The following is a 12,391-nucleotide window of genomic DNA, read 5'->3' as shown; positions in this document are numbered from 1 at the left end:
TGCGCCCCGGTCCCGGGGGGGGTGTCCGCGGTACCCTCCCCCTAGTTCTCCCCCCGGCCCGATCCCTCGCACCCCCCCGCCCGGGCGGCCCCGCCCCGGGGCGGGGGCGTGGCCGGCGGCCACGCCCGCTCTCAGTCCGCGGGCGCCGCGGCCGTCTCCTGCTGCGCCGCGGCGACGCTCCCGGACGGCGCGTTCTCCGGGAAGTGGCAGGCCGCCTGGTGGCCGGGGGCCAGCGTCAGCAGCGGCGGCTCGACCTGCCGGCAGATGTCCTGCGCCTTCCAGCACCGGGTGTGGAACCGGCACGCGGGCGGCGGGTTGAGCGGGGAGGGCACGTCGCCCTGCAGCCGGATGCGCTCCCTCTCCTTGCGCCGCTTCGGGTCGGGGATCGGCACCGCCGACAGCAGCGCGTTGGTGTACGGATGCATCGGCGATTCGTACAGGCCCTTGCGGTCGGCGATCTCGACGATCTTGCCGAGGTACATCACCGCGACCCGGTCGCTGATGTGCCGGACCACCGACAGGTCGTGCGCGATCACCACGTACGTCAGGTCGAGCTCGCTCTGCAGGTCCTCCAGCAGGTTGACGACCTGGGCCTGGATCGACACGTCGAGCGCGGAGACCGGCTCGTCCGCGATGATCAGCTTGGGCTTGAGCGCGAGCGTCCTGGCGATGCCGATGCGCTGCCGCTGGCCGCCCGAGAACTCGTGCGGGTAGCGGTTGTAGTGCTCCGGGTTCAGACCGACCAGTTCGAGGATCTCCTGGACCGCCTTCTTGGTGCCCTGCTCGGTCTTGATGCCCTGGATCCGGAACGGCGCGCCCACGATGGCGCCGACCGTGTGCCGGGGGTTGAGCGAGCTGTAGGGGTCCTGGAAGATGATCTGCACGTCCCTGCGGAGCGGGCGCAACCGGCTCTGGGACATGTGCGTGATGTCGTTGCCCTCAAAGACGATCTTGCCGCCGGTGGGCTCGATCAGCCGGGTGATGAGGCGTCCGGTGGTGGTCTTGCCGCATCCCGACTCGCCGACCAGGCCGAGGGTCTCGCCCTTCCTCACGTCGAAGCTGATGCCGTCGACCGCCCTGACCGCGCCGACCTGCCGCTTGAGCAGGCCCTTCGTGACCGGGAAGTGCTTCTCCAGCCCCTGTACGGACAGCAAGGGCTCCTCGTTCACGAAGCCTCCAGGTTCGGCTTGATCTCGTTCTCCCAGATGGCGCGCCTGCGCTCGCGCGTCACGTGGCAGCGCACCAGGTGGCCGCCCTCGGTCTCCAGCAGCTCGGGGACCTCCGTCTTGGCCCGCCCGGCGGTGCGCTCCTCGAACGCGCAGCGCGGGTGGAAGGCGCAGCCGGACGGCACGTTGATCAGCGAGGGCGGCGAGCCCTTGATCGGCAGCAGCCGTTCCGTCGGCTCGCGGTCCAGCCGCGGCATCGAGCCGAGCAGACCCCAGGTGTAGGGGTGCTCGGGCCGCTCGAAGATGTCCTCGGACGTCCCGTACTCGACGCACTTGCCGCCGTACATCACGAGGATGTCGTCGGACAGCTCGGCGACGACGCCGAGGTCATGGGTGATGACGATCAGCGCGGCGTTGAAGTCACGCTGCAGGTCGCGCATCAGGTCGAGGATCTGCGCCTGCACGGTCACGTCGAGCGCGGTCGTCGGCTCGTCGGCGATCAGCAGCTCGGGGTCGCAGCTCAGCGCCATCGCGATCATGGCGCGCTGCCGCATGCCGCCGGAGAACTCGTGGGGGTAGCTGTCCACGCGCCGCTCCGGCTGCGGGATGCCCACCCGGCCGAGCATGTCGATCGCGTGCTTGCGCGCGACCTTCTTGCTGACGTCGTTGTGGATGCGGTACGCCTCGATGATCTGGTTGCCGACCGAGTAGAACGGGTGCATCGCCGACAGCGGGTCCTGGAAGATCATCGCCATCTTCTTGCCGCGCAGCGTCCGCACGTGCTCCTGGCTGGCGCCGACGAGTTCCTCGCCGTCCAGCCAGATCTCGCCGGAGATGCGGGCGCGCCCGCCCTTGTGCAGGCCGAGGATGCCGAGGCTGGTCACGCTCTTCCCGGAGCCGGACTCGCCGACGATGCCGAGCGTCTTGCCCCGCTCCAGCGTGAACGACAGCCCGTCGACGGACTTGACCAGGCCGTCGTCGGTCGGGAAGTGGATCCGCAGGTCCTTCAGTTCCAGGAAGCTCATCCCAGCCTCACCCTCGGGTCCACGACGGCGTACAGGAGGTCGACGATCAGGTTCGCGAAGACCACGAAGAACGCGGCGACGAGCACCACGCCCATGACCTTCGGCAGGTCCTGCGCGAGGATCGCGTCGATCGCGTACTTGCCCATGCCGGGCAGCGAGTAGGTGCTCTCGGTGAGCACGGCGCCGCCGAGCAGCAGACCGAGGTCGAGACCGAAGATCGTGATGATCGGGGTCAGCGCGCCGCGCAGGCCGTGCTTGACCACGACCGTCCGCTCGTTCAGGCCCTTGGCCCGGGCGGTGCGGATGTAGTCCTCGTTCATCGTCTCCAGCATGCCCGCCCGGGTGAGCCGCGCGTAGCCCGCGGCGTACAGGAAGGCCAGCGTGATCCACGGCAGGATCAGGTTGTACGCCCACATGGCCGGGTTCTCCTCGAACGGCGTGAAACTGCCGCCCGGCGCGGTGATGCGGAACGGTGTGCCGTAGCTGAAGACGACCAGCGAGACGATGCCGGTGAAGAAGATCGGCAGCGACACGCCCGCCAGGGCGACGCTCATCGCGGCCCGGTCGAAGAAGCTGCCGCGTCTCAGCGCGGACAGCACGCCGGTCGCCACACCGGCGATCACCCAGATGACCGCGGCCCCGATGGCCAGCGAGATCGTCACGGGCAGCCGGTTGAGCAGGTCCGGCCAGACGGGAAGCCGGGTGAGGAAGGAGTAGCCGAAGCAGGGCGCCGGGCAGCGCTCCACGCCGGGACCGTAGTCGTAGTCGGCTCCGGCGACGATGCCCTTGGCGAACCGTCCGTACTGCACGATCAGCGGATCGTTGAAGCCGAGCTTCTCAGCCGCGATCTTCACCTGTTCCGCGGAGGCGGTGCGCCCCACGTAGCGCGCGGCGAGGCTCTCCGAGGTGGCGCCCGCCAGGCGGGGCACCAGGAAGAAGATGGCGAACGTGGCGATGCTCACGATGGTGAGCATCACGACCGCCCAGATCAGCCGCCGGATGATGTATGTGACCACAGTCCCCCCGGCTCCGGGGGCCGGCCCTGTGGGACCGGCCCCCTTGCCGCGTTCACGCGTCTATCGGATCTTCTGGTCTCGGCGGGCGCTTACTTGACGCCCATGCCGAGGTAGTCGTACATGCCGTACGCGTCGTTGACGAAGATGTTCGTGGCGTTCTTGCTGCGCACGAGCAGGGTCTTCGTCCACACGTTCGGCAGGATGAAGGAGTCCTCCATGACCTTCTTGTCGATCTGGGTCCAGATCGCGTTGCGGGCGTCGGTGTCGGTCTCCTTCATCGCCTGGTCGACGAGCTTGTCGACCTCGGGGTCGCGGACACTGATGTTGGAGGAACCGCCGGTTTCGCGGATCACGCGGCTGTCGACGATCTGCTGCAGGAAGCCGAAGCCGTCGGGCCAGTCGGACTGCCAGCCGTTCATGGCCAGGCCGATCTTGTTGTCCTTGGCGTAGCCCGGCTTGCCGGCGTACAGGGCGAAGTAGTCGGCCTGCGGGAACGGCTTGAGCGTGAGCTTGATGCCGACCCGGCCGAGCGACTGCTGCAGCGCCTCGGCGGCCTGCTTCTCCTTCGGCCGCTCGGCGCGGTAGGAGATGTTGGTCTCGAAGCCGTTGGGCTGGCCGCAGGCGGTCAGCGCCTCCTTGGCCTTGGTCAGGTCGCCCTTGTTGTCGGCGCCCGGCGGGTAGAGGTTGAAGTCCTCGTGGCCGGGGATCGCCGGCGGCAGCAGGCTGGTCGCGATCTGGCCGCCGGAGAACTCGCCACCCCAGGCGGTCTGGAGAGCCACCTTGTCCGTGGCGTACTGGACGGCCTTGCGGCAGTCGATGTTGTCGAGCGGCGCGACGTTGCCGTTGATCGAGGTGTACCAGAGGCGGGTGCTGGTCGGGTTGTCGGAGTTCGCCTTCATGGCGGGGTCGGACAGGACCCGGCCGAGGGCCGCCGACTGGATGCCGATGCCCGCGACGTCGACGTCGAGGTCGCCGGAGATGATCCGGTTGTCGATGTCGTCGGCGTTGACGTTGGTGGAGACCTCGTAGCCGTCCGGCAGCGCCTTGCGGTTGGGGTCGGTCGCCGGGTCCCACTGGTCGTTGCGGACCAGCGTGAAGCCCTTGCCGATCTCGTTCTTCTCGAACTTGTACGGCCCGGTGGAGATGATGTGCTCCTTGTACTTCGCGCCGGTGTCCTTGTCCTTGGGGACCGGGATCGTGGCGGGAAGCTGGGCGAAGTAGTCGAAGTTGCTCAGCGGCTGCTTGAGGTGGAAGACGATCGTGTAGTCGTCGGGCGTCTCGATGGCGCTGTCGGTGTTGACGTCCTTGGACTTGTACGCGCCCTTGTAGCCCTTCGGCCAGTCGAGGAAGTCGTTGAAGTAGGTGTATCCGTCGGGGAACACCTCCTTGTCGAACGACCGCTCCACCGCGTACTTCACGTCCTTCGACGTGACCGGGGTGCCGTCCTCGAACTTGATGCCCTTCTTGAGCTTGTACGTCCAGGTCTTGGCGTCATCGCTGGGCGTGCCCAGGTCCTCGGCGAGGTCCGGGGTGAGCTGGTTGCCCTCCTTGCCCACGGCGGACTTGAACATCAGCAGCGAGCGGCCGTACAGGCGGATGAAGTTCCAGGAGTAGCCGTAGTAGGTGTCGCCCGGGTCGAGGGAGTCCCAGTCACCGCCGTTGGCGAACTTGAGGATGCCGCCCTTCTTGTCGGACGGGTTGACCACCCCCGTCAGGGCGGCGTTGAACTCACCCGTGGCGTTCGCGCCGCCGCCGGCGGCGCCGCCGGAGGACGACGGCGTGCTGCTGCCCGAACCGCCGCCGCAGGCGGCCACGGCGAGGGCGAGCACGGCGCCGGTGGCCGCCATACCCAGTCTTCTTCTTAGCATTGCAAACCCCTTGGTGATAGGAGCCGGGGGACTTTTTACGGGGAAAGGGAGGGCTCAGCGGGCCTTCGGGTCGAGAGCGTCCCGCAGGCCGTCGCCGAACAGGTTGAACGCCAGGACCGTGATGAAGATCGCCATGCCGGGGAAGAACATGAAGTGCGGGATCGTGTAGAACCGCACCGCCTCGGCGAGCATGCCACCCCAGGTGGGGGTGGGCGGGCGCACGCCGACCCCGAGGAACGACAGCGCCGCCTCGAACAACACGTTCGTGGGGATCAGCAGCGTCGAGTAGATGAGGATCGGCGCGACCAGGTTCGGCAGCAGCTCGCGGAAGATGATGTACGGCCCCCGCGCCCCGAGGCTGCGCGCCGCGTCCACGAACTCCCGCTCGCGCAGCGACAGCGTCTGCCCCCGGACGATCCGCCCGATGTACGGCCAGTTGAAGAAGCCGATGATGAACACCAGCAGCGAGACGCGCAGCGTGTCGCCGGTAAGGCCGAACGCCGAGTCGGGGACGACGCCCGCCAGCGCGATCGCGAAGACGAGGATCGGGAACGCCAGGAAGACGTCCATGGCCTTGCTGATGATCGAGTCGACCAGGCCGCCGAAATATCCCGCGGTGACCCCGAGCAGGGTGCCGATGACCACCGAGAGAAGCGTGGCCAGGAAGGCGATGAGCAGCGAGATCCGCGCGCCGTACACGACCCGGCTGAAGATGTCGCGGCCGTTGACCGGCTCGATGCCGAACAGGTGGTCGGCGCCGATGCCCGTGCCCGTCTTGGGCGCCATGGTGGAGGAGTCGATCAGGTCGGAGTTGAACTGCGTGGGGTCCTGCCCGAACGCTCCGACGATCACCGGGGCGAAGACCGCGACCAGGATCAGGAAGATGACGATCAGACCGCCGGCGAGCGCGACCTTGTCGCGCTTGAGACGCATCCAGGCGATCTGGCCGAGGGACCGGCCCTGGATCGCCTTCCTGTCCGCCCCGTCGACGACGGCCTCCGGGGTGGCCTGTGCGTCCCCGCCGGTGACGTCCATCGGCGCGGTCATCGATCCTCCTTCGCCCTGCCCGAGCCGACCGCGCCCGCGGTGACATGCTCGGGGAAGCCCGGGATCGATCCGGCGGCGGAGTAGCGGTGGCCGCTCACGACCTTGCCTCGCACGGCCATTTGGTGCAGGCCCCCTGGATCCCAGACGACATTGTCCGTAGGGGGCCCGCGTGGTGTGCGACCCCCGGAGGCAGAATCTATGGTCTGAGCTGGGCTGACCAGTCCCCAGAGGCGCCCTGTGGCTCAACTGTGATTCACGCGAAACTCATTCGTGTTGATCTTGAAGGGTTTGTCGGAGTCGCGTTCCGATTATGTCTTGGGACTGTGACATTGCACTGGCCGGTAACTTGGTCCCACCATGTGGGATGATCAGCTGATCCCGCGGCGCTTCAGGATGTCCTCGATGTCCGAGAAATCATCCGCAGCGGTCTGTTCGACCTGACGCGGTGCCTTCTTCCCGGTCTGTGCCGTTTTAGGCGTGACTGCCTCAGGCGTGGCGGCCCGCCCGGGCGCCGCGGTGGCGCCGCCCGGCTCCGGCTGTGCCGTACGCGCCCGGGACAGGGCACGGCCGCGCAGCGTGCCGGAGACGACGAACAGCAGCGCCGACAGCCCGGCCAGGATCACTCCGGCCCAGACCGAGGGCGACAGGACCAGGCCGGTCACGAAACCCACCGCCGCCGCGCCGATGTTCCAGAGCGTCTGCAGCGCGCCGGTGAGATAGGCGGCCAGCGGCAGCAGGGACCAGGCGGTGGTCCGCAGGCCGGCGGTCACCCCCCTGCGCCGGAAGGCCAGGTAGCTGAGCCCGATTCCCACCGCGGTGACGCCTGCGCACAGCGGCAGCCAGGCGATGTCGTTGAATGTCATGACGGGGCCCCCTTAGTCCACGGTGTACCCCCATCCTGGCACCCGCGGCGCGATCATGCGGGGGCCCGCGCTACCGGACGAGCGCCCGCAGGAAGTCGACGTCCACGTCGAGCAGCGAGGGCATGACGACCCGCCCGGGCGCCTGGGCGATCGGCAGGACGCCCGGCACGGCGACCACCCGGCAGCCCGCCGCGGTCGCCGAGGCGACGCCGTTCGGCGAGTCCTCCAGCGCGACGCACCGCTCCGGGTCCACCGACAGCAGGCCGGCCGCGGTCAGGTACGGCTCCGGATGCGGTTTGGTGTTCATGACGTCGTCCGCCGTGACGACGATCTCGAAGTGCTCCCGGCCCACGGCCTTCAGCACGGCGTCGGCGATGACCCGCAGCGACGAGGTGACCAGCGCGGTCCGCACCCCGTGGTCGCCGAGCCCGCGCAGCAGGTCGAGCGCTCCCGGCATCGGTTCGACGCCTCTCGACAGGCGGCTCTCCATCCCGTCGATCAGCCACTCCCCCACCACCGCGGGGTCGACGTCGGCCTGCGTCAGCTCCAGCATGTACGCGACGGTGCGGTCCCAGGAGCCGCCCACGAGCTGCTCCTGGTGCTCCGGCCCCCAGGCTCCGCCGAGGCGGGTAACCACCTCGGTCTCGACCTCGAACCACACCCCTTCGGTGTCGACGAGCAACCCGTCCATGTCGAACAGCACGGCGTCCACGTGGCCCCTTCCCCCGGTGAGACCCCCGATGAGGGGGGGACCAACATGGTAAGGGGCGCCCGTGAGCGCCGATGCGGCCGGTCAGACGTTGAAGTACTTCGCCTCGGGGTGGTGGACGACCAGGGCCGAGGTGGCCTGCTCGGGGTGCAGCTGGAACTCCTCCGACAGCGTCACGCCGATGCGCGACGGGTCGAGCAGCTCCATGACCTGCACCTGGTCCTCCAGGTTGGGGCAGGCCGGGTAGCCGAAGGAGTAGCGGCAGCCGGTGATGTTCACCTTGAGCATGTCGTCCAGCGACTCGTCGCCGCCGATGCCCAGCTCCGACCGCACCCGCGCGTGCCAGTATTCGGCCAGTGCCTCGGTGAGCTGCACCGACAGGCCATGGAGCTCCAGGTATTCGCGGTAGGCGTCCTTCGCGAACAGCTCGGCCGTGGCCTCGCTGATCCGGTTGCCCATCGTGACGACCTGGAAGGAGACGACGTCGGTCTCGCCGGACTCGCGGGAGCGGAAGAAGTCGGCCAGGCACAGGTGCCGGTCGCGCCGCTGACGCGGGAAGGTGAAGCGAGTCCGCTCCTTCCCGTCGTCGTCCAGGATGATCAGGCTGTCGCCCTCGCTGACGCAGCGGAAGTAGCCGTAGGCCACCGCCGCCTCCAGCAGGTTCTCCGTCTGCAGCCGCTCCAGCCACATGCGCAGCCGGGGCCTGCCCTCGGTCTCGACCAGCTCCTCGTACGACGGCCCGTCGCCGCCCCGGGCGGCCTTGAGGCCCCATTGGCCCATGAACGTCGCCCGCTCGTCCAGGAAGGCGGCGTAGTCGGCCAGCGGGATGCCCTTCACCACCCGGTCGCCGACGAACGGCGGGGTCGGCACCGGGTTGTCCGCCGCGACGTCGGAGCGAGCAGGCAGGTCCTCCTCGGCGGTCCGCGTGAGCACCGCCCCGGTCTTCACCCGCCGCGCGCGCAGCGGCGGCAGCGTCGCGCCGTCCTCGCCGCGCTTGACCGCCATGAAGGCGTCCATCAGCCGCAGGCCCTCGAACGCGTCACGCGCGTAGCGGACCTCGCCCCGGTACAGGTCGGCCAGGTCCTGCTCGACGTACGCCCTGGTCAGGGCGGCGCCGCCGAGCAGCACGGGATACTTGTCCGCGATCCCCCGGGAGTTCATCTCCTCGAGGTTCTCCTTCATGACCACCGTGGACTTCACCAGGAGCCCGGACATGCCGACCACGTCGGCGCGGTGCTCCTCGGCGGCCTCCAGGATCGCCGACACCGGCTGCTTGATGCCGAGGTTGACCACGTCGTAGCCGTTGTTGGACAGGATGATGTCCACGAGGTTCTTGCCGATGTCGTGGACGTCGCCCTTGACCGTGGCCAGCACGATGCGGCCCTTGCTGCTGCCCTCGACCTTCTCCATGTGCGGTTCGAGGTAGGCGACGGCCGTCTTCATCACCTCGGCCGACTGCAGCACGAAGGGCAGCTGCATCTCGCCGGAGCCGAACAGGTCGCCGACGACCTTCATGCCGTCGAGCAGCACGTCGTTGATGATCTCCAGGGCCGGCCGCTGGGCGAGGGCCTCCTCGAGGTCGGCCTCCAGGCCCTTGCGCTCGCCGTCGATGATGCGCCGCTTGAGCCGCTCCCACAACGGCAGTCCGGCCAGCTCGGCCGCCTTGCCGGCCTTCATGGACGCCGCGTCCACGCCCTCGAACAGCTCCATGAACCGCTGCAGCGGGTCGTAGCCCTCGCGCCTGCGGTCGTACACCAGGTCGAGCGCGACCTGCCGCTGCTCGTCCGGGATCCGGTTCATCGGCAGGATCTTGGAGGCGTGCACGATCGCGGAGTCGAGCCCCGCGTTGACGCACTCGTTCAGGAAGACGCTGTTCAGCACCATGCGGGCGGCCGGGTTGAGGCCGAACGACACGTTGGAGACGCCCAGCGTGGTCTGCACGCCCGGGTAGCGGCGCTTGAGCTCGCGGATCGCCTCGATCGTCTCCAGGCCGTCGCGACGGGTCTCCTCCTGGCCGGTGGCGATGGGGAACGTCAGGCAGTCGACGATGATGTCCTCGACCCGCATGCCCCAGGTGCTCACCAGGTCCTCGACGAGACGGGTGGCGATCCGCACCTTCGCCTCGGCGGTGCGGGCCTGGCCCTCCTCGTCGATCGTCAGCGCGACCACGGCCGCGCCGTGCTCCTTCACCAGGCGCATGATCTTCTGGTAGCGCGAGTCCGGGCCGTCGCCGTCCTCGTAGTTCACCGAGTTGACCACGGCCCGGCCGCCGAGCATCTCAAGCCCGGCCTCCAGCACCGCGGGCTCGGTGGAGTCGATCACGATCGGCAGCGTCGAGGCGGTGGCGAACCGGAAGGCGAGCTCCTTCATGTCGGTCACGCCGTCACGGCCGACGTAGTCGACGCACAGGTCGAGCATGTGCGCGCCGTCACGGGCCTGCGCCCGGGCGATCTCCACGCACTCCTCGTAGTCGCCGGCCAGCATCGCCTCGCGGAACGCCTTGGAGCCGTTGGCGTTGGTCCGCTCGCCGATGGCGAGGTAGGAGGTGTCCTGCCGGAACGGCACGTGCTGGTAGAGCGACGCCGCGCCCGCCTCGGGACGGGGCCGCCGCTCGGCGCGGGCGCGGCCGCCCACCCGCTCGACCACCTGGCGCAGGTGCTCGGGGGTGGTGCCGCAGCAGCCGCCCACCAGCGCGAGGCCGTAGTCGCGGGTGAACGCCTCGTGCGCGTCCGCCAGCTCCGCCGGGCTCAGCGGGTAGTACGCGCCGTCGGCCGTGAGCTGCGGCAGGCCGGCGTTCGGCATGCAGGAGATGGGGATCCGCGCGTGCCTGGCCAGGTAGCGCAGGTGCTCGCTCATCTCGGTGGGGCCGGTGGCGCAGTTGAGACCGATCAGGTCGACGCCGAGCGGCTCGATCGCGGTCAGCGCGGCGCCGATCTCGGAGCCGAGCAGCATCGCGCCGTTGGTCTCGATGGTGACCTGCGCGATGATCGGCACGTCCCGCCCGGAGGCCTCGACCGCCCGCTTCGCTCCGACGACCGCCGCCCGCACCTGCAGCAGGTCCTGGCAGGTCTCGATGATCAGGGCGTCCGCCCCGCCCGCGACCAGGCCTGCGGCGTTGTCCCGGTAGGCGTCGCGCAGCGTCTCGTACGGCAGGTGGCCGAGCGTGGGGAGCTTCGTGCCGGGGCCCATCGAGCCGAGGACGAACCGGGGCCTGTCCGGCGTCGACCAGTGGTCGGCCCGCTCCCTGGCCAGCCGCGCGCCGGCCTCGGACAGCTCGAAGATGCGGTCCTCGATGCCGTATTCGCCCAGGGCCGCCCGGTTGGCGTTGAAGGTGTTCGTCTCGACGCAGTCGACGCCCACCTCCAGGTACGCGTCGTGCACGGCTTGCACGATGTCGGGCCGGCTCACGTTGAGCACGTCGTTGCAGCCCTCGTGGCCCTGGAAGTCGTCAAGGGTGGGGTCGTAGGACTGCAGCATCGTCCCCATCGCTCCGTCGGCGATCAGAACTCGCTCGGACAGCACTTCTCGGAACGACGGTCTGCTGGTCATGGGGCAAGCCTATCGGCCCCGCCGGACGGAACACCGATCGTGCGCGCGAAACGGGAATAACCGCCGGGTAAGGGGCGGCCGATTCCCGGCCGGCGGAAGGGCGCCGCAGGTCAGGGCAGCGCGACGGGCCGGTGCCCGGCGGAGGTGACGTACGGGGCCCCTCACCGAATAGTCTTGGACTGAGCCATACTGCACAAGGCCAGTGAGGAGGCGGCGCGTGATCGAGTTCGAAGGGCTCCCCGAGCTCGTCGACCCGGTGCTGATCGCCGCGTTCGAGGGATGGAACGACGCCGGCGAGGCGTCCAGCGGCGTGCTCGCACACCTCGAGTCCGAGTGGAAGGCCACCCCGCTGGTCGAGCTGGACCCGGAGGACTACTACGACTTCCAGGTGACCCGGCCGGTGGTCGAGCTCGGCGACGGCCTGACCCGCTCGATCGTCTGGCCGACGACCCGGCTGCTGCTGGCCCGTCCGCAGGGCGCCAAGCGCGACGTGGTGCTGCTGCGCGGCATCGAGCCGAACATGCGGTGGCGGTCGTTCTGCGCCGAGATCGTCGGCCTCTGCCACGATCTCGGCATCGAGCTGGCCATCCTGCTCGGCGCGCTGCTCAACGACTCGCCGCACACCCGGCCCGTGCCGATCACCGGCTCGGTCAGCGACCCCGGCATGGCCCGCGCGCTCAACCTGGAGATGACCAAGTACGAGGGCCCGACGGGCATCGTGGGCGTGCTGCAGCACACCCTGGGCACCGCCGGGCTGCGTACGGTGTCCCTGTGGGCGTCGGTCCCGCACTACGTCGCCCAGCCGCCCAACCCCAAGGCCACCCTGGCGTTGCTGCGCCGCATCGAGGACATGCTCGACATCCCGATGCCGTACGGCGACCTGGCCGAGGAGGCCCGGGCCTGGGAGCACGGCGTGGACGAACTGGCGGCCCAGGACAGCGAGGTCGCCGAGTACGTGCGGGAGCTGGAGGAGCGCAAGGACGCCGCCGAGCTGCCCGAGGCCAGCGGCGACGCCATCGCGGCGGAGTTCGAGCGCTACCTGCGCCGCCGCGACCGCGGCACCGACCGCTGACCCGGCCGGACGGGGGCCCGGCCGATGAGACCCGGCAGCCTGGTCTGGGCGGCGAGGCGACGGTAGCGCTGCTCAT

General features: G+C 69.4%; 9 protein-coding genes. 1 reads left to right on the top strand and 8 read right to left on the bottom strand.

Going from position 1 to position 12,391, the window contains the following annotated elements:
- Positions 1–131: 131 nt before the first annotated feature.
- The 8 genes from ACWEQG_RS24685 to metH all read right to left on the bottom strand — a co-directional run bounded on the left by ACWEQG_RS24685 (position 132) and on the right by metH (position 11,243).
- Positions 132–1,169, bottom strand: a complete 1,038-nt coding sequence (locus ACWEQG_RS24685) for an ABC transporter ATP-binding protein (protein WP_452288103.1) — start codon at positions 1,167–1,169, stop codon at positions 132–134.
- Positions 1,166–2,191: an ABC transporter ATP-binding protein gene (locus ACWEQG_RS24680; protein WP_452288101.1), complete on the bottom strand. Its 1,026-nt coding sequence runs from the start codon at positions 2,189–2,191 to the stop codon at positions 1,166–1,168. The genes ACWEQG_RS24685 and ACWEQG_RS24680 overlap by 4 nt, the downstream gene beginning before the upstream one ends.
- Positions 2,188–3,207: an ABC transporter permease gene (locus ACWEQG_RS24675; RefSeq protein ID WP_363471950.1), complete on the bottom strand. Its 1,020-nt coding sequence runs from the start codon at positions 3,205–3,207 to the stop codon at positions 2,188–2,190. Before ACWEQG_RS24675 ends, ACWEQG_RS24680 begins: the two co-directional genes overlap by 4 nt.
- A gap of 89 nt (positions 3,208–3,296) precedes the next feature.
- A complete protein-coding gene (locus tag ACWEQG_RS24670) occupies positions 3,297–5,054 on the bottom strand; it encodes an ABC transporter substrate-binding protein (RefSeq protein WP_363471952.1) in 1,758 nt (585 codons plus the stop codon).
- Positions 5,055–5,129: 75 nt separating this feature from the next.
- Positions 5,130–6,122 (bottom strand): ABC transporter permease, encoded by a 993-nt coding sequence (locus ACWEQG_RS24665; RefSeq protein WP_363471953.1) that lies wholly within the window; start codon positions 6,120–6,122, stop codon positions 5,130–5,132.
- 368 nt (positions 6,123–6,490) lie between these two features.
- Positions 6,491–6,985, bottom strand: coding sequence for a cellulose synthase (locus tag ACWEQG_RS24660; protein ID WP_363471956.1), 495 nt, complete (start codon positions 6,983–6,985; stop codon positions 6,491–6,493).
- Positions 6,986–7,055: 70 nt separating this feature from the next.
- Entirely contained in the window at positions 7,056–7,697 is a 642-nt protein-coding gene (locus tag ACWEQG_RS24655; protein WP_452288099.1) for an HAD family hydrolase, read from the bottom strand.
- A gap of 81 nt (positions 7,698–7,778) precedes the next feature.
- Entirely contained in the window at positions 7,779–11,243 is a 3,465-nt protein-coding gene (gene metH, locus ACWEQG_RS24650; protein WP_452288097.1) for a methionine synthase, read from the bottom strand.
- Positions 11,244–11,460: 217 nt separating this feature from the next.
- Between metH and ACWEQG_RS24645 the strand changes: the two genes are divergently transcribed.
- Positions 11,461–12,315: a PAC2 family protein gene (locus ACWEQG_RS24645; RefSeq protein WP_346227292.1), complete on the top strand. Its 855-nt coding sequence runs from the start codon at positions 11,461–11,463 to the stop codon at positions 12,313–12,315.
- The last annotated feature ends 76 nt before the right edge of the window (positions 12,316–12,391 follow it).

Source organism: Microbispora sp. NPDC004025 (assembly GCF_053604425.1).
Note: the sequence above shows the minus strand (reverse complement) of the source record. Positions and strands in the feature narration are given on the sequence as shown.